Annotated in this window: 20 protein-coding genes; 13 read left to right on the forward strand and 7 right to left on the reverse strand. The window is 62.1% G+C overall.

All coding sequences use genetic code 11. The annotated features are described in order from the left end of the window. Positions 1 to 57: 57 nt before the first annotated feature. Together M1E02_RS15085 and M1E02_RS15090 are read right to left on the reverse strand one after the other, a co-directional pair. Positions 58 to 306 (reverse strand): Trm112 family protein, encoded by a 249-nt coding sequence (locus M1E02_RS15085; RefSeq protein ID WP_479375038.1) that lies wholly within the window; start codon positions 304 to 306, stop codon positions 58 to 60. A gap of 80 nt (positions 307 to 386) precedes the next feature. Next, a complete protein-coding gene (locus M1E02_RS15090; RefSeq protein WP_247044416.1) occupies positions 387 to 776 on the reverse strand; it encodes a DUF3499 domain-containing protein in 390 nt (129 codons plus the stop codon). Between the two features lie 154 nt (positions 777 to 930). Between M1E02_RS15090 and M1E02_RS15095 the strand changes: the two genes are divergently transcribed. After that, entirely contained in the window at positions 931 to 1,479 is a 549-nt protein-coding gene (locus tag M1E02_RS15095; RefSeq protein WP_479375039.1) for a metallopeptidase family protein, read from the forward strand. 55 nt (positions 1,480 to 1,534) lie between these two features. Here M1E02_RS15095 and M1E02_RS15100 read toward each other — a convergent pair whose 3' ends face one another. Genes M1E02_RS15100 through M1E02_RS15110 form a run of 3 tightly spaced genes read right to left on the reverse strand, consistent with a single transcriptional unit; the run spans position 1,535 to position 7,249 of the window. After that, entirely contained in the window at positions 1,535 to 3,367 is a 1,833-nt protein-coding gene (locus M1E02_RS15100) for a DUF5719 family protein (protein ID WP_479375040.1), read from the reverse strand. Continuing rightward, on the reverse strand, positions 3,360 to 6,677 hold the full coding sequence (locus M1E02_RS15105) for a glycosyltransferase (RefSeq protein ID WP_479375041.1): 3,318 nt from the start codon (positions 6,675 to 6,677) through the stop codon (positions 3,360 to 3,362). Before M1E02_RS15105 ends, M1E02_RS15100 begins: the two co-directional genes overlap by 8 nt. Positions 6,678 to 6,706: 29 nt before the next feature. After that, complete coding sequence (locus M1E02_RS15110) at positions 6,707 to 7,249, reverse strand: WhiB family transcriptional regulator (protein WP_479375042.1); 543 nt, start codon at positions 7,247 to 7,249, stop codon at positions 6,707 to 6,709. Between the two features lie 424 nt (positions 7,250 to 7,673). Here M1E02_RS15110 and M1E02_RS15115 point away from each other — a divergent pair, with 424 nt between their 5' ends. Then, entirely contained in the window at positions 7,674 to 8,378 is a 705-nt protein-coding gene (locus M1E02_RS15115) for a TIGR03089 family protein (RefSeq protein ID WP_479375043.1), read from the forward strand. A 56-nt stretch (positions 8,379 to 8,434) separates the two neighbouring features. Here the strand turns inward: M1E02_RS15115 and M1E02_RS15120 are convergent, their stop codons facing one another. Next, positions 8,435 to 9,031, reverse strand: a complete 597-nt coding sequence (locus M1E02_RS15120; RefSeq protein ID WP_479375044.1) for a GtrA family protein — start codon at positions 9,029 to 9,031, stop codon at positions 8,435 to 8,437. Between the two features lie 230 nt (positions 9,032 to 9,261). Here M1E02_RS15120 and M1E02_RS15125 point away from each other — a divergent pair, with 230 nt between their 5' ends. From M1E02_RS15125 to M1E02_RS15145, 5 genes are all read left to right on the forward strand, one after another. Further along, positions 9,262 to 10,410 carry a 5-(carboxyamino)imidazole ribonucleotide synthase gene (locus M1E02_RS15125; RefSeq protein WP_479378176.1) on the forward strand — a complete coding sequence of 383 codons (1,149 nt, stop codon included), beginning with the start codon at positions 9,262 to 9,264 and terminating at the stop codon, positions 10,408 to 10,410. After that, the gene (purE, locus tag M1E02_RS15130; protein WP_479375045.1) at positions 10,407 to 10,994 is read left to right on the forward strand and encodes a 5-(carboxyamino)imidazole ribonucleotide mutase; all 588 of its coding nucleotides are present in this window, start codon (positions 10,407 to 10,409) and stop codon (positions 10,992 to 10,994) included. The genes M1E02_RS15125 and purE overlap by 4 nt, the downstream gene beginning before the upstream one ends. A gap of 10 nt (positions 10,995 to 11,004) precedes the next feature. After that, on the forward strand, positions 11,005 to 12,648 hold the full coding sequence (locus tag M1E02_RS15135) for an LCP family glycopolymer transferase (protein ID WP_479375046.1): 1,644 nt from the start codon (positions 11,005 to 11,007) through the stop codon (positions 12,646 to 12,648). 80 nt (positions 12,649 to 12,728) lie between these two features. Then, the gene (gene manA, locus M1E02_RS15140; RefSeq protein ID WP_479375047.1) at positions 12,729 to 13,979 is read left to right on the forward strand and encodes a mannose-6-phosphate isomerase, class I; all 1,251 of its coding nucleotides are present in this window, start codon (positions 12,729 to 12,731) and stop codon (positions 13,977 to 13,979) included. A 2-nt stretch (positions 13,980 to 13,981) separates the two neighbouring features. Beyond that, positions 13,982 to 14,953: a lipid II:glycine glycyltransferase FemX gene (locus M1E02_RS15145; protein ID WP_479375048.1), complete on the forward strand. Its 972-nt coding sequence runs from the start codon at positions 13,982 to 13,984 to the stop codon at positions 14,951 to 14,953. A gap of 107 nt (positions 14,954 to 15,060) precedes the next feature. Here M1E02_RS15145 and glpX read toward each other — a convergent pair whose 3' ends face one another. Beyond that, complete coding sequence (gene glpX, locus M1E02_RS15150) at positions 15,061 to 16,095, reverse strand: class II fructose-bisphosphatase (RefSeq protein ID WP_479375049.1); 1,035 nt, start codon at positions 16,093 to 16,095, stop codon at positions 15,061 to 15,063. Between the two features lie 173 nt (positions 16,096 to 16,268). Here glpX and M1E02_RS15155 point away from each other — a divergent pair, with 173 nt between their 5' ends. The 6 genes from M1E02_RS15155 (at position 16,269) to M1E02_RS15180 (ending at position 22,971) form a co-directional block, all read left to right on the forward strand. Further along, positions 16,269 to 16,967 carry a DUF4245 domain-containing protein gene (locus tag M1E02_RS15155; protein ID WP_479375050.1) on the forward strand — a complete coding sequence of 233 codons (699 nt, stop codon included), beginning with the start codon at positions 16,269 to 16,271 and terminating at the stop codon, positions 16,965 to 16,967. 10 nt (positions 16,968 to 16,977) lie between these two features. After that, positions 16,978 to 17,592: a carbonic anhydrase gene (locus tag M1E02_RS15160; protein ID WP_479375051.1), complete on the forward strand. Its 615-nt coding sequence runs from the start codon at positions 16,978 to 16,980 to the stop codon at positions 17,590 to 17,592. Positions 17,593 to 17,688: 96 nt separating this feature from the next. After that, positions 17,689 to 19,113 (forward strand): class II fumarate hydratase, encoded by a 1,425-nt coding sequence (locus tag M1E02_RS15165; protein ID WP_479375052.1) that lies wholly within the window; start codon positions 17,689 to 17,691, stop codon positions 19,111 to 19,113. Positions 19,114 to 19,466: 353 nt separating this feature from the next. Further along, positions 19,467 to 20,138, forward strand: a complete 672-nt coding sequence (locus M1E02_RS15170) for a GntR family transcriptional regulator (RefSeq protein WP_479375053.1) — start codon at positions 19,467 to 19,469, stop codon at positions 20,136 to 20,138. Positions 20,139 to 20,561: 423 nt separating this feature from the next. After that, a complete protein-coding gene (locus M1E02_RS15175; RefSeq protein WP_479378177.1) occupies positions 20,562 to 21,371 on the forward strand; it encodes an IclR family transcriptional regulator in 810 nt (269 codons plus the stop codon). A gap of 76 nt (positions 21,372 to 21,447) precedes the next feature. After that, positions 21,448 to 22,971: an HNH endonuclease signature motif containing protein gene (locus M1E02_RS15180; protein WP_479375054.1), complete on the forward strand. Its 1,524-nt coding sequence runs from the start codon at positions 21,448 to 21,450 to the stop codon at positions 22,969 to 22,971. The last annotated feature ends 36 nt before the right edge of the window (positions 22,972 to 23,007 follow it).

Raw genomic sequence — 23,007 nt, forward strand, 5'->3', positions numbered from 1 at the left:
GCCGGAGAGATGTACTGGAATGAATAGCTTGCGGGACAGGGCCAGGAAGGCGTTCTGTTAGTGCTCGACTGGCAGATGGGTCGCCGGTGGAAGGACGGCGTCGTGCTGGTCCGATGGTGCGGCGGTCGCGGCTGGCAGAAGTTCGGGCGGCAAGAGCAGCGGGATGCCATCCTCGATGGGATAGCGGAGCATCTCCCCGGTTTCCCCTGGCATCGTTGACACGAGTTCCTCGCCGTCCTGTACAAGTGAAGATCCCGTGACGGGGCAACGCAGGATAGACAGCAGTTCAGCACTGATCTTTGGCATGGTGGATGCTCCTGGCGGGCGCCGCAGCGGGGCGCCGTTAGCTGACGGATTTGCAGCTTCAAGCCTACCGCCAGTTGCCCTCAGGAGGGTTCGCGGAGGATTCGCAGATGTCCCCGGCGGGTGCCCTCGGTGGGAGTGGGAGCTTCCAGCACGCCTGGGGATGCACGGTGGCCAGTCGATGGTTCCTTGTCCGAAGGACGGGAGGCTGCCTCACGAACGGCGTGTGCCAATGCCAAGAGGTCGTCCGGGCCGGGCTGCGGTGGATGCGTAGGCATAGCCAGTCTCAGTACTTCCCAGCCTCGGGGCACAGTCAAAGATCCGGCGTGTTGCTCGCAAAGGTCGTAACAATGCGGCTCAGCGTAGGTGGCCAAAGGCCCCAGGACAGCGGTCGAGTCTGCATAGACGTACGTCAGAGTGGCTACCGCGGACTGGCGGCAGGCTGATCTTGAACATTGACGAATTGCACCCACGACATCACAGACTACTCCCCTTACAGCCCGGCTTGATGTATTGCGACGCCGTGCCTCCCGCCGTGCCGGACCAGCGGCCCCGCCTGATGAATCTGACTGCCGTGGCTACGAGCTTTTTGTCGCGAATTTCATTCCGCGGGTTTACAGTCAGTGTATGCAGTCATCGAACCATGATCCGGCTTTTACGGTCCGGTTGGCTGACCAGGCCGCCGACCCTCGGGAAGCGAGCCTTCAGGACTCCACCGCTACCGATCCAAAGGGCCAAGCTCTCGCCATTAAGGGCTTCAGGCAGCGGCGCAGGAACCGGCACGGTCGGGGCCTCCGCGGCGAACTGATGCTGCCCACACTGCCCGGTTACCGCACCCGGTCCGAGCGCTTTGATGAGCTGGTCCTCGATTCAGCGCAGCGTCTGCATGACATCTGGGGAAAACCGCTCGACGGCGTCCGCTTTGCTGTGGATGAAATACCGCCGGGGCTCGAACAACTCGTGGCGGATTCTGCGCCCGCTCCCATGGGCTCCTACGAACCTGCCACTGCGGATGAGGGTCCCGTGATCACTCTTTACCGCCGGGTTGTGGAGCAATCCTGCAGCAGCAGGGAAGAACTGCAGGATCTTGTCCACGACGTTGTGGTGGAGCACACGGCAGAAATGCTTGGCGTTGCACCCGAGACTCTTGACCCCGTCTACCGGCGGCGGTACTGAGTCTGCTGGCTCCCCGATGCACGCAGCGCAGCATCATCAATAGCCGGCTACAGCATCAGTAACCCAGGGTCACCGGGACTTCTTCCTGCCCGGCCGCACCGGGCGCAAAAGCCACGACAGAGACGTCGGTGCTTTTGTCTTTGCCCAGCAGGACAGCGCCGTAGGCAGGGTCACCTGAAGCGGAGATGACATAACCCAGCACCGCCGCCCCGTCCACTTTTTCGGGAACCTGGATGCTCGCCGTCGTGCCCCCCGCTATATCGGCAGTGCCAGCTTCGCGGATCTTTCCGTCCTCAGTGATGGGCGTGAACGTGATCTTGGCCCGGTCCTCTGGTGCTCCGAACACGAGAGTCCGCTCCCCCGCGCGAGGGACCGGCACCACGTGTTCGCTGCCAAGCCTGGCTGAAGCCGGTGACCATGCGACGTCTGATGCCTCACCCGATTTGGTTCCGCGGGTAACGCGTGCCGCAGCGGCAAAGGAGACATCGGAAGTGGCTGACACCATGTATTGGCCAGCCGGCACGCCGGCGAGAGAAATCTCCGTCACTGAGCCGGCTTTCGCGGTCACAACACCTCCGTTGGGAAGGGCTTTTTGGCCGTCACGCCCAAAGAGCTTGATTTCCACGACGGCGTCCGCAGGCCCGGGAACGGCCAGTTGCAAGGCGGGTCCGGCATCTGCATAGCCGGCCTTCGACGTCTGCGACTTGATGTCGGCTGCATCCTCAATGGACACTCCGGACACCACCTGGCGCACTGACGGTGGTGCTCCGGGCGCTATGAAGTCCACACCTCCGGGGGTCAATCCACGCAGGACGCTTTGCTGGATGACGGCCGTGACAGGTCCGCCGACGCTGCGGACATGGACGGCGAGCCTTTCCTGCTCAGCAGCGAGTCCGGCCAGGACGATGGAGCGGGTGCTACCCGGGGGAACCAGCAGGCCTCGACTTCCAGGAGCCTGGATTTGCCCTGCCTTGCCAAAGAGATCCAGGCTGACTGTTGCCGGAGTACTCGAAGCATTGCTCAGGTTCAGGACCGCTGTCCTGCCTACCGACGTGTTCGCTCCCACCAACCACAGGTCGTTGGCTGGCTCCTGGCACGCCGCAGCCGCCGATCCGCGAAGGTCTCCGTCCGTAGCTGTGTAGCTCATGACTGCGCTGGCGGTGGCCTGCCGGTCGTTGAGCGCGTCGGCGCTCAGCACACTGACTGCATCCACATCCCGCTGGGACACAACACCGGCTGCGAGAGCTGCTGCACCCGTTTGCGCGAGCGTTCCCTCAGTGTCCTTTGAAACCTCTGTCAGCGTTTTTCCATCGAGGGCGGCCAAGCGGCTCTCCGGGACTTTTCCGGCGCTGGTGCTCAGCACGGCAGCGTCAACCAAGCTGTTGGCTGTGCCTGATTCCGGGCTGAACTGAGGATCGGTTCCTACCGGAGTGCCTTCAAGAAGCCGGGCAGGCCCGGGGCAGATTTCCACCTTGCTTCCCGCTGGTACCGCAGTGAGTGGAGCATCGAGGTGCCTGCTCCCCGAGGCAGAAGGAAGGATGGACGCCGCTGTCACCACGCCCGCTGCACAGGCCAGGACACCAACGGCGGACAGGGCACGTTTCACGGCACCTCTGGCGCCCTTTAGCCGGGGCCCTTTGATAGCCTTGGCCGCTTTTACTGCCTTCTTTGCGGGCTTGCCGGGCGCTTTTCCGGTAGCTTTTCCAGATGGTTTTTCCGGTGCTTTTCCGGACGGTTCCGGTTTGCTGTCGGTTGCCGGTTTGCTGTCTGGCGTCTGCTTGCTGTCTGGCGTCTGCTTGCTGTTCGGCGCAGTGTCCGGCATAGGTGGCACGGCCGGAACCCCCGCGGATTCAGAGGGGGACACGCCGTCGTCGTCATCCTTATGCATTCTGGTGTTCCTTACGCAGCGAGCCTTCATCCCGTGACAGGCCGGAATTCAGCCTGCGGGCAGGTACGGGAATGGCAAGAATGATCGTCAGTCCAATCACAATGGCCTGGGCCAGTCCCGAAGGGAATGCCCACGGATTTTCATAACGGATAGTTAGTTGCCCGCCTTGGGAAGGCAGCGTAAACGCCTGTGCCCAGCCGGAAGTGGTTGACGTCAGGTGTCGTCCGTCCAGCCACGCGCTCCATCCGGCATCGGCGCGCTCCGCAAGGACCACCAACCGTCCTTCGTCGCCGGCAGGTACCGGAACGTCGACCGACTCGAGACCGGATGGCACCATCGCAACGGTTGCGCCCTTTCCGTCAACAATGCGGACCCGGTGGGCGACGTCGGCGGCATCGATGACCGGCTGGTTCAGGGGGCTTATCCGCCACAACCATCCGACATCGGTCTGGCCCACAGTGACTAGACCAGGAACGGCATCAATTCGGCTGGCCGTGAGCTGGGCGGCGGTGTCGGCTGCACGCAGAACCACGAAGCCCACCCCCAACTGCTCCAGCTCAGTGCGGGGATCCACGCCCTGAGCAGCAACAATGATGGCTACAGCTTTACGGAGGGACGCGGTGGCGGCGTCGTCGTCCCTGACTGTTTCCTCGCCGGGTCCACCCATGATGTTGCGGGCGGCAGCGATGGTGGAGATGTCGTCAAGGGTGGTCCCCGCTCCACGCATCAGAGTCGCATCAAATGAGCCATCCTCCTGGGTGCTGATCAAGAGCGTCCGCGTCTGCTCCGGTCCGACACCCCGGTCGATGGCAGTCGCAGGCAGTATCCGGGGTTGGGTTGCCGCAATCAGCATTGGAGTTCCCAGTGGCGCGTCCTGCTTGGAATCGTCTTGCCCGGCCGCCCGGGGCACCACGTTTTGCGTTGTCCATGCGGTAAGACCGGCGAGAGGACCGGCGAGCAGCAGAACGGCGGTCAGAACGGCCAGCGAACGGGCGGCAACGCGCCGCCTCCGCAAACCTGTGACTCTTTCCGAGACTGCCAGCAGCCGCTCCGCTCCGATGACCGCTGCCCCCAGCAATGCAATGGAGGCGGCCGAGACAAACGGTCCGCTAAAGGGTGTCACAAGGGTGTCTGTCGATTCCCCCGTGGCAACCTGTCCGGCCAGCCAGCCTCCGGCAAGCATTATCAGCGCTGCCAACCACAGGGTCCGGGAAGTGGCCGCTCCGCGGCCAGGCATAAAGAGGCCTGCCACGGCCACCAACAATGTGGGCAGGCCGACAAGTACCGCCACCAGGAGCGCCCACGGAATGGTGCTTCCGGAAAAGACCGGCAGGCCGGACAGCCCACCGAAAACGTCGAACTCCAGCGGCTGTCCCAGTAGCTGTTGCCATAGAGGTGCAGCATTGGACGCGAGCGGCAGTCCCGGGTCCGCCAGCAGAGCTCGGGGACGGTCCAGCACAGAAAGGCCGAAAGGAATAAAGAGGACAGCGCTGGGCAGCAGAGCCCACCAAAGGGTCCGGCCGCGGCGGCGCAACATAAGGCCCAGCAGGACAATGATCGCGAATGATGGAAGCAGCAGGGATGGTGCAGCGGCAGTCAGGACTGCCAATGCCAGGCCCGCCGCTGCAGCTGCCGTCCAGGAGGGAGTTCCGTTGACTCCGGGCTTTGTGGGCGGATTCTCACGGAAGCGCGACTCCCCCTCTGCAGGAATGCTGAACCGGCCATGGCCAATTGCAGTGCCGGTGGCACGCAAGAGCGCAAGCACCAGCAAAGGCAGCATTACGTGCGCCAGGAGGGCGCCCAAACGGCCTTGGTTCAGGGAAATCTGCAGGGCCGGGGCTCCGGCCCAGAGCAGCGCCGCGATGAATCGGATCCTTCGGCGTGCGGTAAACCCTCCGGACGCAAACCACGCGGTGAGGCCCGAGAGCGGCATCGCGAGGAAAACCAGCAAGGTAATAACTATGTTGCCGTTGCCGCCACCCAGGATGCTGAGTACCCAGAGGAGGAATGCAAAGGGGTCACCGTGACCCGGTACGCCGGCACCCAGTCCTATCCACCAGCTCGAGGCATGGTGCCACACCTCGGCAAGGCCTGACGACAATGGCAGGAGAGCCCCACCGGAAACAGCTTCGGCTTGGAGCAGGGTTAACAGCCCCGTCACTGAAGCTACGGAGGCAAGGATAACGGCCGCCAGGGCGCCGTTTCCCACCCAGCCTCGTTTTGTGGTGGTCAGAGCGGCGAAGTCATCGCTTGAGTCTCCGCTGGGCTGTTCATCCAGAGGATCGTTGGAGATTGAGTCCTCGGAATCGTGGGAGCCAATGGCTTCCATCAGCGAACGCCTGTGCGACCATACCTCGCGGCGAGGTGTCTGGAGGCCCTTGATGACGGAGCGCCGGATGCGCCTGGTACGGGCGGCTTCCCTCCGACCCCGAATAACAGCGTCCGAACGGCTTAGTGAAACCAGTGTGGCCAGCAGTTGGGAGAACCCGTGTCCGGGGTCCTTCACCGCAATGCTCAGCAACAACTTGAACAGACTGCCCAGCAAGGCACCAATGGCGTGCCCGGGAACCTTCCACAATTGCGAATGCTTTAGCCGCAGGTAGACCTGGGCCCTTCTTGCCGCCGCAGCATTGCCCATGGCATGCGGGCGGTGGGAAACATGGAAGACCTTCGCCGAGGGCACAACCACCACCCGGTGGCCGGCAAGCCTGTTACGCCAGCAGAAGTCAACGTCATCGCCCGTTCCGGGGAGGGCGGGATCGAATCCCTTAAGGTCCTCCCAGACGTCGCGGCGGACCAGCATGCCGGCTGAGTTGACCGCGAAGGTGTCGGTCCTGCCGTCATATTGGCCTTGATCGAGTTCATCAACCTCGATCAGCGTCAATCGCTCGCCCCACCGGCTCGTAGAAAGCCCGACGTCGATGAGGCGGCGCCCGGCGTCCCAGTCCAGTTGCTTGCACCCGGCTACAGTCACTGAGGGCGCACGTTCGACGGCGTACAACAGTTCGGCGAGGGCGGCAGGGTGGGGGGCGGCGTCGTCGTGAATCAGCCAGATCCATTCAGTGGACGGACGGCTCTCCTGACCCCACGGCGATTTGGCCGTCAGGCCCGCTCGAACGGCACCTCCCATCCCGGTTTTTGCGCCCGTGAAGGAAATAACGTTCGCCTGACCGAAAGCTTCTTCCAAAAGCGCTGCCGAGTTGTCGCGGGAACCGGTGTCTACACCGATGAAGGCGTCAATGGGCCGGGTCTGCTGCGCCAGCGCAGCGAGGGTCCGTGGGAGATAGCCACCGCCGTTGTGGGAGACCACAACGGCCGTGACCAGTACGTCCTGATGAATCAGACCGCTCGCTTTCTCAGCCGACGACGCTCGCGCTCGGAGAGGCCTCCCCAGATGCCAAACCTTTCGTCGTTCGACAACGCGTACTCCAGGCACTGAGAGCGCACATTGCATGCTCCGCAGACCTTTTTAGCGTCACGGGTTGATCCGCCCTTTTCAGGAAAAAAAGCTTCCGGATCGGTTTGCGCACACAGTGCATCGGTCTGCCATCCGAGCTCGCCTTCGTCGTCGAAGCCTTGCTCCATAGGGAGGCCGATCCAGACTGGCTGGGCGGTGGTGCCCGAATGGAGCGTCTGCAGCTCCATGGGCGGGTCAAGAGGATCGTCGTGCTCCTGGGTCCCCTCCAGAAGTGCCTCGTGTGCGGCCAGAAATGCTGTGGCCTGGTCCTGCAGTGAATCCTTAGTGCTTTGGTCGTACCGTTCCGCAGCATCCGGGTCAGCCGGATCTACGTACCAGTCGCTTGGTACCCCCCTTGAACGGTATTTTGCCGTTGCCTGACCGGCGACGACGGCATCTTCCTGGATACGCTCAGCTTGCCCCATGGCGTCCCTTCCTGATGTTGCCGCCCTTGCCTGCTTACTGTGGCACTCGGTTGTGTGCCATGTAGTCGAACAAGAGCTTTCGATAACTAATTACACGCGTGTAAGTAGCAGTGCGTCAAGCGGCGTCCGGGATAATAATCAACACAGGGTGCGTTTGGGTGCCGCGCCACGCCCGGGAATTTTCCGACAGGAGCGCGCAGCAGCAAGGATTTTGACAGCATGCTGAGTTGTTTTGGAGGCATTTACCGGAATCCCGGCAAAGTTGCGGTCACGGTTAAATAACACCAGCAACGTTACTAAACTGAACGTGTCGGAGATCACACAACAAGCTCTCAACCCTCCGGTTGTGCGCCCGGCGGCCCCCTGTTTAACGGCTTGAGGGCTCCGGTTCAGCGGCGTGAGGGGCCATGGCAAGATGGGAGCCATGAGCATCCCGGCGACTGAACTGATGACAGCCCTTCGTTCCGGACATTCCACCTCCCCACGGCTTACCTGGTATGGGCCCGACTCCGAACGCGTCGAGCTCTCCGGCCGTGTGCTGGATAACTGGGTGGCCAAAACCAGCAACCTGCTCCAGGACGAGCTCGACGCCGGCCCCGGCTCCCGGCTCAAGCTGGACCTGCCTCCGCATTGGAAATCTGTCATTCTGGCCTTGGCCGCCTGGCAGCTCGGGATGACCACGGTCCTGGGCGATGGTGAAGCGGACCTCTTGGTCACCGGAGAGCCGGAAGCCCCAGTCGGTTCAGCCACATACGACGCCGTCATGGCAGTTCCGCTGCCGGCATTGGCTATGCGTTGGCCCGGCGAACTCCCGCCCGGCGTCGTTGACTACGCCGCGGAGGTCCGCTCGCACGGTGACGTTTTTATGGCCCACACCGACCCGGATCCTGCCGACCCCGCCGTTACATCCGCGGATGGAACCACATACCGCCATGCTGACCTGCTGGACGGTTTCGCCGCCGGCCATGAAAACGGCGCCCGGCTCCTGGTGAAGGCCAGCGAGGGACTGGAGCAGGTTCTGGTCCAGTCCCTGGGTGCATGGCAACAGGACGGGTCGGTAGTTTTGGTGCACTCCGACGTCGAGATTACGGACAGACTCCTGGCCAACGAGCGCGTCCACGGCAGCTGAAGCAACCAGTCACCTGACTGAGCTACTCAGCGGACGGTGCTGGAGGGCGGACGGAGCTAGAGGGCTTTTCCTGGCCCGTCCGAATCCTTGACGGCCTTCTGGTTTCCTGATTCCGGGGCATCATGTCGCGGAACGGTGACCGTTTCCTTTTCATGGGCATGCGGGTGCAGTTCGATGAGCTCGTGGTCGTGGGAGAACTCCGGCTCTTCATCCAGTTCCTTGTTGAAGACCAGGAAGCGGTACGCGAAAAACCTCACCACGGTGGCCACCAGAATGCCGAAGACCCCGGCCAGGAAGAGGAGGTTCTTATCGGTAATGTTCAGGCCGTACTGCGCCGCAGCCGTCAGTCCGGTGGAAATTCCAATGCCGATGCCGTTGATCAGAGCGAACATTACGAACTCGCGTGTCACGTTGTCCTGCCGACGGTGGCGGAACGTCCACAGGCGGTTCGCGATCCAGGAGAAGATTGTGGCGACTGTGGCTCCAACCAGCCGTGCCTTGGCATTGCTGTCAATCATCGGCCCGTGCATAAGGTAGTAGGTGAGACCGTTGTCGATGACGAATGCCACGCCACCCACAGCACCAAATTTGGCAACCTCGCGCCAGAACAGCGAGGCTAGCCCCCGGATACGCTCTGCAAGTGTGTAAAACATGACCCTCCATGGCTGAATGAGAATTAGGCCACTGGGCCGGGAATCCATTTTAGCCCGGCAGGCTGGGAGACAACTCCGAATATCCTGCTTTTACGCGCAGGCCGCTAACGAATGAGGCGCAAAACACGTTCCTCGCGGGGTGGAAGTCCGTAACCGGTCCCCTGTTCTGTAGGCTGGCACATGTGACTTTTCCAGTAATCGGCGTAGTTGGCGGCGGCCAATTAGCGCGCATGATGGCTCCTGCAGCTACAGCCCTCGGCTTCGAACTCCGCGTTCTGGCTGAAGGGGACGACGTTTCAGCCGTCTCCGCGGTACCCACCGCTCCGGTCGGCGACTACAAGGACCTGGACGCCCTCCTGGAGTTCTCCCGCGGCCTTGACGTTATGACTTTCGATCACGAACACGTCCCCACCGAGCATCTCCGCGCTCTCCTTCAGGCAGGGGTCAACGTTCAACCCGGTCCTGACGCCCTGGTCAATGCCCAGGACAAGCTGATCATGCGTGCTGCTATCGACCGCCTGGAGCTCCCGAATCCGGCATGGGCCGCTGTGCACGACGTCGGGGAACTGACCGCCTTCGGTGACAAAACCGGCTGGCCAATTGTCCTGAAAATGCCCCGGGGCGGCTACGACGGTAAGGGCGTGCGTATTGTCGCAACGCCGGAGGAAGCAGCTGCCGCCAGCGATTGGTTCGAGGCCATGAACCCCCTCCTCGCTGAAGCAAAGGTCGATTTCAGCAGGGAACTCTCGGCCCTCGTTGCCCGGACCCCTGACGGCGAATCCCGGGCATGGCCAGTGGTGCACACCGTGCAGGTTGACGGAGTGTGTGACGAGGTCATTGCTCCCGCCCAGGGCATGTCCCTGGATGTCGCTGCAGCCGCCGAAGAGGCAGCGGTTCGGATCGCCAATGAGCTCGGGGTTACCGGCGTCATGGCTGTGGAAATGTTCGAGACGCCCGGGGTGGGCGCAGGTTTCCTGATTAACGAGTTGGCCATGCGCCCTCACAACACAGGCCACTGGACCCAGGACGGCTCGGTAACAAGCCAGTTTGAACAGCACCTCCGTGCAGTCCTTAATCTGCCTCTTGGCGCCACCGACGTCCTTGGCGCCGTAGCCGTCATGAAGAACTTTCTGGGCGGAGAAAACCAGGACCTGTATTCGGCGTATCACCTGGCCCTCGCTGTTGAACCGGCAGCCAAGGTGCATTGCTACGGCAAGGCGGTGCGTCCGGGCAGGAAGATCGGCCATGTGAACCTGGTGGGCTCCTCGGCGGCTGATGTTGACTCCCTCCGGAAACGCGCGACGACGGTTGCCGCCACTATTCGCGACGGCCGGCGGCCTGCCCAGTCGGCAAATGCAACTTCCGAGGAGAACTCATGACCAGCGAATCTGCTGCCCCTTCCGGAACAGCAAAGCCGGTGCCCCTTGTTGGCCTGGTTATGGGCTCCGACTCGGACTGGCCCGTCATGGAAGCCGCGGCCGATGCGTTGGCAGAATTCGGAATACCGTTTGAAGCGGACGTTGTCTCGGCCCACCGCATGCCTCTCGAGATGATTCGTTATGGCCAAACCGCTCATGAACGAGGCCTGCGCGTCATCATTGCAGGGGCAGGCGGCGCGGCACACCTGCCCGGGATGCTGGCCTCAGTGACCCCCTTGCCGGTAATTGGCGTCCCTGTACCACTGAAAACTTTGGACGGCATGGATTCCCTGCTCTCCATAGTGCAGATGCCGGCCGGAGTACCCGTGGCGACGGTCTCGATCGCAGGCGCCCGAAATGCCGGGCTGCTCGCCGTCCGGATGCTTGCCTCCGCAACTGACGAACTTGCCCTCCGCCTCCAAGGTGAGCTGCTGGAATTCGCGCAAGAACTCAATAACGTCGCCACCCGCAAGGGCGAAGCCCTCCGCCAAAAGGCCGGCGAAGTGTTCTCCGACGGAAACGTCATTCGCCGGGGCAGCCGTTAGGGAGCACAAGATGTCCAACACCCAACTACACACGGATGAGCAGCAAGGCGGAGTCCTGACGGACCCGGTGCGTCATCCGGGCAGTGCGGCCTCCCCCGTCAGGACGAAGCGCGCCTTCGTTCTGATCCTGCTGACATTGTTTGTGCCCGGAAGCGCGCAGATCGTCGCCGGCGACCGCAGACTTGGCCGGCGTGCGCTGCGTGTCACCCTGGCTGCCTGGGCGCTTATTGTGCTCATGCTGATTCTGGTGGCCACGAACCGGTCACTCTTGATCGGCTTGGTCACGAACCAGGTCACGTCCCTGATTCTCATCCTGGTCCTGGTTGCCTTCGCCGTGGGGTGGGCCATTTTGTTCATCAACACCCTCAGGCTGATTCGTCCGGTGCTTCTCGAGCCCCCCGTCCGCCCTGTTGTCGGCGTTGCGCTGGTGCTCGCCATGGTCCTCAGCAGCGGTTCCCTGGGCTACGCGGCCTACCTGCTGAACATCGGCCGAAACGCCATCGGCAATATTTTCGCATCGGGGCCGGCCATCGAGCCCTCAGAGGGCAGGTACAACTTCCTGATGATGGGCGGCGACGCCGGTGCCGACCGCACGGGGCGGCGACCTGACAGCCTGTCCGTGATCAGCGTTGATGCAGAGACCGGCAAAACAGCCATTATCTCCATCCCCCGGAATCTGCAGAACGCGCAGTTCAGCGAAGACTCACCGATGCGCCAGATTTATCCTGACGGCTATGACTGCGGCAATGAATGCCTCATCAACGCCATCAACACCGAGGTCACTAATGAACACCAGAATCTGTATCCCGGCGTGACCGACCCCGGCGCACAGGCAACGTTGGAAGCGGTCTCAGGCTCCCTCGGCATTAAGGTGCAGGCATACGTCCTCGTGGACATGGAGGGCTTCTCCAAGCTCATCGATGCCATGGGCGGCATCAGGATCAAGGCCGGAGGGTGGGTTCCCATGAGCGGCCCCATGGTGGACGAGGCGAACGGGATCCATGGCATGCCGGAGGGATGGATTCCTGCAGGGGAACAGCATCTGGATGGTCACCACGCGCTCTGGTACGGCCGGTCGCGGGAATTTGTGGACGATTATTCGCGTATCCAGCGTCAACAGTGTGTGCAGCAGGCCATGTTGAAGCAGCTGGACCCCGCTACCCTGCTGTCCAAATTCCAGGACATCGCCGAGGCCGGAACAAAGGTGGTGGACTCCAACATCTCGGCTTCCCAGCTGGGGAGCTTTGTGGATCTTGCTGTGAAGGCCAAGGGACAGGACGTAGCGCGCCTGACCATCGGCCCGCCGGACTTTGATGCCTCCTTCTCGACTGTTCCGGATTTCGGGATCATCCACGACAAGGTGCGCCAGCTGTTCAGCAGCCAGGCTTCCCCTTCTGCGGGTGCCCTGGACGACGCCATGGTGGATCCTTTGGCCCGGCACGCCGCCTCCGGCGGGCAACCCATCGCTGCCGGACCGGTGACAGGGGTGCCCCTGACACAGCCTGCACCGGCGCCGTCGGACTTCACGCCGGTAACCACCACGCCGGACGGGCAGCCGATCACAGCCGAGATGCTGAACGAGTTGAAACGCCTCGGCGACGAACAGTCGATCCGCGAACTCGTGGCTACCAACGGACAGTGCGCACCGTTGTAAACCCTCCCGGCCTCCGGTGTCAGTAGCGCCGGGAACGAGGCAGCCATTTATGAAGCAGAAACAGATAGGGATTCCTGATTTTGTACGAAATTGAGAATGTCCTCCGCCCTTACGCTTGGGGTTCGAAGACGGCTATAGCGGGTTTTCTGGGACGGCCGGAGTCCGGCCAGCCGGAAGCCGAGCTGTGGCTTGGGGCCCACCCTGGCGCCCCTTCCGTCGCGAAGACAGCCGACGGCGGGACGCACAGGCTGGACTCCATCATTGCGGCCGACCCAGAGCATCACCTCGGGGCAGCAAGCATGGCCGAGTTTGGGCCCCGCCTGCCGTTCCTCCTGAAGGTGCTGGCGGCAGAGAGCCCGTTGTCCCTGCAGGTGCATCCCACGCTCGAGCAGGCCAGGGAAGGTTTCGCCCGGGAGGAAGCCTCCCGCGTGGACCTCAAGGCCCTGGAACGCAACTACAAGGATGACAACCACAAACCCGAAATGATCCTCGCGGTGACGCAGTTCGAGGCCCTCTGCGGGTTCCGCCCGGTTCCCTCCACCCTCGCGTTACTGGAGCATGTTGAGCGTTCTATGGAGCAACTGTCGTTGGAAGTTCCCGCTGTTCTGCGTCTCGTTATGGAGGACCTGAAGGCGAACGCGGAACCTGAAGCACTGAGGGCAGCATTTACACGGCTGATCAGTGGAGGCCAGGAAGTTTCCGACGCCGTTGGGCAGCTTATTGCCGCGCTGAAGGCGGGACTGGTTCAGAAGCCCTATGAAAAGGAACTCACCACAGCATCTGAGCTGAATAATCATTATCCGGGTGATCCTGGTGTTCTGATTTCCCTGCTGTTGAACCGGATTTCGCTCCGGCCCGGTGAGGCTATGTACCTTCCCGCCGGAAATATCCACGCCTACCTGCATGGGCTCGGCATCGAGGTCATGGCATCGTCGGACAACGTCCTCCGCGGCGGCCTGACCCCGAAATTCATTGACGTCCCGGAGCTGCTCAGCACCATCAATTTTTCGGCTGTTGCCGTGCCGATGCTCGCGCCCGAGTCGTCGGTTCTGGGCCAGGAGCTGTACTGCCCACCGTTCAAAGAATTCCAGCTCCAGCAGGTGGTCATTGCTCCCGACGCCGAGCCCGTGCCAGTGGCACAGTCCGGCGCGGCGCTGATCATCGTGGTTGCCGGTTCCGTGCTGCTCGATTCCCCGAAGGGAGATCTACACCTGGATCGCGGAGGCAGTGCATACATACCCGCGGCGGAGGCACCCGTGAACATTCACCCCGTATCCGGGGCGACTGAAACTGCCCGCGCTTTTGCCGTGACTACAGCATTGAGGGCCTGATCATGGATTCCTTCCTACAGTCCCCTGCGTGGGCCCGGTTCCAGCGTTCCCTCGGCAGGACGGTGCACGAGGAGTCCGGTCCCGGTTGGAGCTTCCTGGCCATCGAGGAGAAGAATCCCGCGGGAACGGTATTGTATTCGCCGTACGGCCCGGTGGCTGATTCGCTGGAGTCGTTCGACGTGGCCCTGGCCTCACTGGTGGCTCTGGCCAAGCGCTGCGGTGCGGTCTGTGCCCGGATCGAGCCGGTCAAGGCCGGTCTGCCGGACGGCCAAGCCGATGGCCTCCTGCGGGGTCGTGGACTCGAACCGGCGCCCTCCAACCAGCAGCCTGAGCTGAGCTGGATTATTGATCTGGAACCGGATCTCAAGGACATCCTCTCTGGCATGAAGCCGGTGAACCGCAATCTCTACCGCAACATCCATAAGAAGGGCGTCACCTTCCGCAGCTCGCAGGATCCGGAAGACATCGGTGTGCTTCTGAACTTCCTTCACATGACGGCCCGGCGGAACGGATTCAAGCCCCAAAGCGATGAATACCTGAAGCAAGTGGCGGTGTCGCTGATGCCTGCAGGCGCGGCCACCCTGTACATAGCCGAGCTGCATGGCGAACCCATCGCTGCTGCCTTGGCGTACGATTCCGGAGACACGCGGACCTACGCCCATGCTGCCCTGGACGACACGCACAGGAAACTCAGCGCAGGGATCCCCTTGCTAGTGACCCTCATTGCGGAGGCAAAGGAGAAAGGGCTCAAGTACGTGGATCTGTGGGGGGTGGCACCCTCGGACCAACCCGACCACAAGTGGGCGGGCTTTACCGCCTTCAAAAAGTCCTTCGGTGGCCGCGAAGTTGCCTACGCGGGTACGTGGGACTTCCCGGTCAAGAAAATCCGTTACTCCGCTTACCAGCTCGCGCGTAAAGCCCGCGACAAGGCGAAGACTCTCCGAAGCAAAGTCCCAGCGCGAACCGGTAACTAACGCTCTCAGATGCCGGACCACCCTTAACGCGAACTGGCAGTCAACGACCGTAACCTGTGGGGTTGCGGTCGTTGGCTGCCTGTTCAGGATGGGGCAGAGCGTGGTGCCTAGCGGCGGGCGTAGCCTTCCCACTTGCTGGCCTGGTGCTCGCCGTCCACGAAACGGATGGTGCCGGACTTCGACCGCATCACGATGGACTGGGTGAGGACCTTGTCCTTGGCGTAGCGCACGCCCTTGAGGAGGTCGCCGTCGGTGATGCCGGTGGCGGCAAAGTAGCAGTTGTCGCTGGTGACGAGATCGTTCGTAGAAAGCACACGGTCGAGATCGTGGCCGGCGTCGATGGCCTTCTGCTTCTCGTCATCGCTGGTGGGCCACAGCCGGCCCTGGATGACGCCGCCGAGCGACTTGATGGCGCAGGCAGCAACGATTCCTTCAGGAGTGCCGCCGATGCCCATCAGGGCGTCGACGCCGGTGCCGGTGCGGACAGCGGCAATGGCCCCTGCAACGTCACCGTCCATGATGAACTTGGTCCGGGCTCCGGCTTCGCGGATTTCCTCCACGAGCGGGCGGTGGCGGTCACGGTCCAGGATCATGACATTAAGCTGATTGACCTTGACGCCCTTGGCCTTGGCGATCAGGTGCAGGTTCTGCTTTACCGGTAAACGCAGGTCAACCATATCGGCGGCTTCCGGGCCGGTGACCAGCTTCTCCATGTAGAACACTGCGGAGGGATCGAACATGGAGCCACGCTCGGCAACCGCCAGAACGGCCAGTGCGTTGTTGATGCCCAGGGCGGTCAGGCGCGTTCCATCGATGGGATCGACGGCGACGTCACACTCCGGGCCCGTACCGTCACCGACCTGCTCACCGTTGAATAGCATGGGGGCTTCATCTTTTTCGCCTTCACCGATGACCACAACGCCATTGAAGTGGACGGTCTGTAGGAAGGAACGCATGGCGTCGACGGCGGCGCCGTCCGCTTTGTTCTTGTCACCGAAGCCAACCCAGTGGCCTCCCGCAATTGCTGCCGCCTCGGTAACGCGGACAAGTTCAAGGGCGAGGTTGCGGTCTGGCTCGTCCAGTCCTACAGCGAGCGACGGAGAAAGTGTGGAGTACTTCTGGCTAATAGACGCAGGTGACACGTGAACCTCTTCTTTGAGTGGCGATCATTGAACCCGTATGGCCGGAAGTCCGTACGGTGATTCCTCTGCTTTGATCATAGTCGGGGCCGCAAGCGAAGGTCGCGAAATGACTCGGCCGGGAAATACCGCAGCTTCTCCCAACGGCGGGCTCCGAGTGTGAGAACGTCCCGTGCATGAGCGACTATAGAGGGGTGAGTGATATGCAGGACAGGCACGCAAGCCATGCCCCGGAACCAGCCGCCGGCGCTGCTTCCGGCGCCAGCGTCCAAACCCCGACCAAGCCCGTAATCCCCGCTGCAGCAGCGAAACGGGCCAATGCATCGGTTATCGGAATGATGATCGCGCTGGCCGTGAGCATTGCCGCGTTCCTTCCCACCGTGCTGATGAACCCCGCCCCGAAGACCGACGGTTTCCGGCCGGACATCAACGTCAGCGCAGTGGCACAGAATGCTGCGGATGTGGCCGGATTCACACCGGTGGCTCCCAATCCCGGCGACACATACCGCCCCAATTACGCGCGGTGGGAATCGGGAACGGAAAGTGGAGTGCCCACTTGGGAGATCGGCTACGTCACCCCGAAAGAGGCGTTTATCGGCCTTGCCCAGACGGCTCAGGCCAATCCGACGTGGCTGGTGCAGCAGGTCGAGAACGCCCCGGTAACAGGAAAACGGAACGCCGGAGGCCTGGACTGGGAGTTGCGCGACTCCGGAAAAGGCAAGAAAAGCATGGTGCTGGTACACCAGGGAACCACTGTGGTGCTGACGGGAGCTGCGCAGCTGGACGAATTTTCGGTGCTGGCCGCCGCCGTCGTTCAGTCACTGAACAGTAATCCTCCCGCAACGATTTCACCTACGGCAGCACCTTCCCCGTAAGGTATTGGCCGTGGCTACTTATCTGACTCCCGCGCTGGCATGGCGCCGCCTGCGCGAAGGCAACGAGCGCTTTGTATCCGGTCAATCCTCCCACCCCAACCAAGACGCTTCCCGGCGCTCCTCGCTGGTGGAGAACCAACACCCTTTCGCGGTCATCTTCGGCTGTTCCGATTCCCGTCTTGCTGCTGAAATCATCTTCGATCTGGGCCTCGGCGACGCTTTCGTGGTGCGCACCGCAGGGCAGGTCATCGACGACGCCGTACTCGGCTCGCTGGAATATAGCGTCAGCGAACTGGCCGTGCCTCTCATCGTGGTCCTTGGCCATGACAGCTGCGGCGCCGTCAGCGCAACAAAGACGGCTGTCGAAACCGGCAAAATGCCCATTGGCTTCATCCGGGACCTCGTGGAGCGGATCACGCCTTCAGTGCTGACTTCGCTACGGAACGATCAGCACGAGGTCAACGACATGGTGGTTGAGCATGTCAAGCAGACGTCGCAACGCCTCGTGGACAGTTCACGTGTGATTTCCACCGCCATTGAGAACGGCCGGGTGGCGGTCATCGGACTCTCGTACAGTCTCGCGGAGGGCCGCGCCGGCTTTATTTCCGGAGTCGGGGACCTCTAGGCTCCTTCCGGCGGATTCAACGCGGCTCGCGGGAACACCGGGGCAGGGGCCCTTCATGGTTTTCAGTGCAGGGCCCTGTCGACCTAAGCTAGCCCCATGACTTCCACTACTGAAGAGTTCCGCATTGAACATGACACGATGGGCGAAGTCCGCGTCCCCGTGAACGCCCTGTACCGCGCACAGACGCAACGTGCAGTGGAGAACTTCCCCATCTCAGGCAAGACCCTCGAACGCGCCCACATTGAGGCGCTGGCCCGGGTCAAGAAGGCTGCAGCCTTGGCGAATGCAGAACTGGGAGTGCTCGACGGCGAGCTTGCCCAGGCAATTGCCGATGCTGCTGATGAGGTTGCTTCCGGAAAGTACGACGGCGACTTCCCCATCGACGTCTTCCAGACCGGTTCGGGCACGTCCTCGAATATGAACACCAATGAGGTCATCGCCGAGCTCGCCTCGCGTGCCCTGACCTCCGCAGGAAGTGACAAGGTTGTCCACCCGAACGACCACGTCAACGCCTCGCAGTCGTCCAATGACGTTTTCCCGACGTCCGTTCACGTTGCCGCCACCTCTGCCCTCATCAACGACCTCATCCCGGCCCTGGGCTACCTCGCCGGCTCCCTGGACCGGAAGGCCGTCGAGTTCAAGGACGTCGTTAAGTCCGGCCGCACCCACCTGATGGACGCCACGCCCGTCACTCTCGGCCAGGAATTCGGAGGCTATGCTGCGCAGGTCCGTTATGGCATCGAGCGGATCAACGCTTCGCTCCCCCGCGTGGCCGAGGTTCCGTTGGGCGGCACTGCGGTTGGCACGGGCATCAACACCCCTGCCGGCTTCCCCGAACGCGTCATTGAACTGCTGGCCGCAGACACGGGGTTGCCCCTGACCGAGGCCCGCAACCACTTCGAGGCACAGGCCAACCGTGACGGCCTCATCGAGGCTTCCAGCCAACTGCGCAACATCGCAATCTCCTTTATGAAGATCAACAATGACCTCCGCTGGATGGGTTCGGGTCCCAACACGGGCTTGGGCGAGATTGCCATTCCTGACCTGCAGCCTGGCTCCTCGATCATGCCCGGCAAGGTCAACCCGGTCATCTGCGAAGCCTCCATCATGGTGTGCGCCCAGGTTATCGGCAACGACACCGCCATCGCCTGGTCCGGCACCAACGGTGCCTTTGAGCTGAACGTCGGTATCCCGGTTATGGCCGCCAACCTCCTGGAATCCGTGCGCCTGCTCGCCAACACCAGCCGCGTCATGGCGGACAAGATGATCGACGGCATCACAGCCAACGTTGAGCGGGCCCGCTTCCTCGCCGAAGCTTCCCCGTCCATCGTGACCCCGCTCAACAAGTTCATCGGCTACGAGAATGCCGCCAAGATCGCCAAGAAGGCGGTGGCTGAGGGCCTGACCATCCGCGAAACCGTAGTGGCCATGGGCTTCCTCGATCGCGGCGAGCTGACCGAAGAACAGCTGGACACGGCCCTCGACGTCATGTCCATGACGAGGCCTCCGCACAAGGCCTAGGTCTCCACCGCCTCCCTTGCTTCGCTACGCTCAGCCAGGGAACCCTCGGCGGCGGCGGCCCCAGGCGGAGTTCGACTGATTTAGCCAGTTCAACCCAGTTCGACGGCGGCCCGGGACCTTTCGCACGAAAGGTCCCGGGCCGCCGTCGTTGTACCCACAATGCGGGTTATAGGCGCAATTCGGGTTACGGGCGCAATTCGGCTTTTTCCCATAGTCCGAATCTGCCGCAGCAGACTCTACCTATGGGACTGATATATCAATCCTCGAGCGCAATGTTACGATTGGAATTACAGCAGAGTCAGTAGGCTTTCGATGATTCCGCTTCGGCCATTTACCGAGGAATGGAGAGTCCCTTGAACGCACTTCCCGTACTGCCATCGGCAGAGGATGCCGTCCTCTCCCAAGCAGAGGCAGCCTACCGGCAGTTGCGCGACAAGCTGATCATGCTCGAAATCCGGCCCGGCGAACCCATCAACGATGGACAGCTGGCGGCTGAACTTGGCTATGGGCGCACACCGGTACGGGAGGCCATCAAACGTCTTGAGATCGACCATCTGGTGGTCTCCTACCCGCGGCGCGGAACGTTTGCCACCAGCGTGGACTTCACTGAACTTGCCGACGTCTCCGAGATCCGGGAGCTCCTGGAACCGCTTGCAGCACGTCGCGCAGCAAAGAGGGCAAGCGCCCAAATGCGGCAGGAACTACTGTCCACAGCCACGACCATTGCCACAATGGACCCCAGCCCAGCGGAGTCCCGGGATCTCATGCGGTATGACCTGACAGTGCATCGGCTGATCTACAAGGCAGCTGCCAATCCTCATCTGGAAGACACCCTGATCCGCTACGACAATCTGGCAACGCGTATTTGGTGCCTGGTGTTGGACAAAGTCCCGTCAATCAGCGGCCACATCACTGAGCACGTGGACTTGCTGAAGGCGGTGGCTGAGGGTGACGCGGACAAAGCAGGTGAGCTTGCCCTTCACCACGTCACAAGCTTTGAGCAGACCATCCGCAAGGTTCTGTAAGGAGCCCCTGCCTTTGGGGAACCAATACCTTCACCTTCGGGGAACCCCTGCCTTCGCTTCCAAAGTTACCTTCGCTTCCAAAGTTTGGGCCAGTTCATGCTGAGCAGAATCAGTGCCAGCAAGACTGCGTCCACGGTCATAATTCCGCCGATAAGGTACGCCCATCCAGCCACAATAATCTCCTGACTTGGTCCCCCAGGCCGATCGATTTCTCAAGTGTCGCACGGCTGGAGGCCGGACGGAATGCCTGATTGGAGACCAAAAGAGTCCCTAGTCTGACCTGGGCTTCAAGCCGTTGCCTGGAATGTCAGCTTCGTCGCAATTCCCGGTCTAGGATCGACACTGTGGAACTAATCGAGAGAACCCAACAGGCGGCTGTCTGGCGGGTATGCGGGCCGCAGAAACTACTTTCGAGCGTGGATGATGGCCTCGAACACTGACCCCGAATCCGACATTGAAGCTGAGGGCGGCCAGCAAGGCGGCGTTCAATCCGTGGACCGGGCACTGGCTGTGCTGGAGATCCTGGCCCGGGACGGCCATGCCGGCGTGAGCGAAATCGCTGAAGAAATGCACATTCACAAATCAACTGCTTCACGGCTGCTCGGATCGCTGGTGAGCAGGGAGATGGTCTACCAGAACAGTGAGCGCGGAAAGTACCAGCTGGGCTTCGGCATCCTGCGGCTGGCAAGCTCGATTCCAGGCAGGCTGAGCCTGGTACGGGAGGCCCGCCCCGTGCTGGAAAGTTTGGCAGAGCAATACAAGGAGACAGTAAACCTCGCCGTTCTACGGTCCAACTACGCCGTTAACGTGGATCAGGCAATGGGCCCCTCAACGTTGGCTACCTATGACTGGGTGGGCAGTCTCACACCCCTTCACGCCACGTCCAGCGGAAAGGTCCTGCTGGCAGCACTTTCGGCCGACGAGAGGGACCGGATCCTGAAGGAGACCGGCCTGCCGGCAAGGACTCCCCGGACTATTACCAACAAAGCAAAGCTGGAAAACGAACTGCTGACAGTTTCCCGCGAGGGCTACGGTGTTGCCCGTGAGGAGTTCGAGATCGGGCTCAACTCCATGGCTGTTCCCGTGTACAACCACGTGGGAGCGGTAATTGGCGCAGTCAGTATTTCCGGCCCGGCTTTCCGTTTTGATCCGGAGAAGACGCCGGGACTTGTTGAGGCACTGAAGCAGGCCGGGCTGCAGATCAGCGCGAATATGGGTTACACGCGACGGTAAGGGTCGTCGGCAACGTCACGAGCCCGCCTACGGCTCCATCGCTAAAAATGTCAGACCCTCGCAAGATGATGGAGGCATGGGAGGCGGAGCAGTAGAGAGGGCATTTGAGGCCATCGAGGCCGCTGTTGCTGTGCTTACTGCCGAAGTAGATGGCTCTGGAGCCGGTTCTAATTCCGAAGCCAATCCACTGAGCGCCCTGACGGACAGCTGCTTGGATATTCTTGCCGGGATCTCCAAGTCCGAGGCGCAGATCGCTGCTCTGAAGGTTGCGGCCGCTGCAAGATATACAGAGACGGCCGCTTCGCTCGCCTCGCCAGTGGTATCGGTGCAAGATGCCGCGGCCCGGGAGATGGCTATCACCGCTGAGGTCGCATGCGTGCTCACCATCGGCGAACGCGCCGCTGGTGCATTGTTGGCCCAGGCCCACGCCCTTACTACGACGTTGCCTCTGACCCTTTCTGCTCTGCAGGCTGGCAGCATCTCGTGGCAGCACGCGCGGGCCATGATTGATGAAGCAGCGTGTCTTGATCCGGTTGGAGCAGGGGCATTGGAAGCGCATTTCCTGGATCCGGAGGCGCCCAATCCGGCCCGTGGCTGCCCTCCCGGGGAACTGCCGGCGTCGCGGTTCCGCAAAAAAGCCCGCACTTGGCGCGAACGCCACCACGCTGAGAGCATCGAAAAGCGGCACGCCAAAGGTGTCTTGGAGCGGCGTGTGGAGTACATGCCCGATCAGGACGGCATGGCGTGGCTCTCTGTGTATCTCCCTGCTGCCACGGCCAATGCGATCTGGAACCGAACCACTGCCGTCTCGAGGGGCCTACAGGCACCCGACGAACCGCGGACTCTCCCGCAGCTGCGGGCCGATGTCGTGGCGGCCGCCCTGCTTAGCACGGGGAGCGGCGATGGGATGCGGGCTGGGCGTGTTCCCTCGCCTGGTGCTCAGGTCTTGGTGACGGTGCCCGTGTTTTCGCTGCTCGGTGCCACCGATGAGCCTGCGCTGCTCGACGGGTACGGTCCGATCCCCGCCTCCGTGGCCAGGGGTCTTGTGGCCAACGGGGCCGACTCGTTTTACCGCGTCCTGGTCGATCCCCGCGACGGTGCACCGCTGGAAATCGGCCGCACCAGCTATCGGCTCACCAAAGCCATGCGGACCTGGCTTCGGCTGCGCGACGGAAAATGCCCCTTCCCAGGTTGTAGCAACCACTCGCTGGATAACGAAGCAGACCACCTCCTCGCCTGGCACAAGGGCGGAACCACCGGCATCAGTAACCTCGGACAACCCTGCCCCAAACACCACCGCCTCAAGCACGCCAGCACCTGGACCCCCACACCGGCAGCAAGGAACGAACCGCCCGGATGGACCTCACCCTCGGGGCGGCACTATAGAAGCGAACAGCAGGACTGGGAACCACCACGCTGGCCCAGGAATCTGAAGCGCGCGCTGAATTTGAGCGCGCGGAATTCACCCCCGCTGAATTTGAACGCGCAGCGGCCGCACCCAACAGCGGCCTATGCTCCGCGCCGTCACTCGTCCTTCGACCACCCCGGCGAGACCTTGGGCGAGGAGTCATTGCAGCGGTTCCTCCGTGTCAACGCCTGACTTTCCTTACCGTGGGGGTTTTGTTTGTGCTGTCCC

Source organism: Arthrobacter sp. Z5-13 (genome assembly GCF_056499105.1).

Coding starts and splice junctions, on each gene's coding strand:
- M1E02_RS15095 (WP_479375039.1), top strand. CDS start 931: ATGCAGTCATCGAACCATGATCCGGCTTTTACGGTCCGGTTGGCTGAC.
- M1E02_RS15115 (WP_479375043.1), top strand. CDS start 7,674: ATGAGCATCCCGGCGACTGAACTGATGACAGCCCTTCGTTCCGGACAT.
- M1E02_RS15180 (WP_479375054.1), top strand. CDS start 21,448: ATGGGAGGCGGAGCAGTAGAGAGGGCATTTGAGGCCATCGAGGCCGCT.
- M1E02_RS15085 (WP_479375038.1), bottom strand. CDS start 306: ATGCCAAAGATCAGTGCTGAACTGCTGTCTATCCTGCGTTGCCCCGTC.
- M1E02_RS15135 (WP_479375046.1), top strand. CDS start 11,005: ATGTCCAACACCCAACTACACACGGATGAGCAGCAAGGCGGAGTCCTG.
- M1E02_RS15125 (WP_479378176.1), top strand. CDS start 9,262: ATGATGGCTCCTGCAGCTACAGCCCTCGGCTTCGAACTCCGCGTTCTG.
- M1E02_RS15165 (WP_479375052.1), top strand. CDS start 17,689: ATGACTTCCACTACTGAAGAGTTCCGCATTGAACATGACACGATGGGC.
- M1E02_RS15175 (WP_479378177.1), top strand. CDS start 20,562: ATGGCCTCGAACACTGACCCCGAATCCGACATTGAAGCTGAGGGCGGC.
- M1E02_RS15120 (WP_479375044.1), bottom strand. CDS start 9,031: ATGTTTTACACACTTGCAGAGCGTATCCGGGGGCTAGCCTCGCTGTTC.
- M1E02_RS15145 (WP_479375048.1), top strand. CDS start 13,982: ATGGATTCCTTCCTACAGTCCCCTGCGTGGGCCCGGTTCCAGCGTTCC.
- M1E02_RS15110 (WP_479375042.1), bottom strand. CDS start 7,249: ATGGGGCAAGCTGAGCGTATCCAGGAAGATGCCGTCGTCGCCGGTCAG.
- purE (WP_479375045.1), top strand. CDS start 10,407: ATGACCAGCGAATCTGCTGCCCCTTCCGGAACAGCAAAGCCGGTGCCC.
- M1E02_RS15155 (WP_479375050.1), top strand. CDS start 16,269: ATGAGCGACTATAGAGGGGTGAGTGATATGCAGGACAGGCACGCAAGC.
- M1E02_RS15100 (WP_479375040.1), bottom strand. CDS start 3,367: ATGCATAAGGATGACGACGACGGCGTGTCCCCCTCTGAATCCGCGGGG.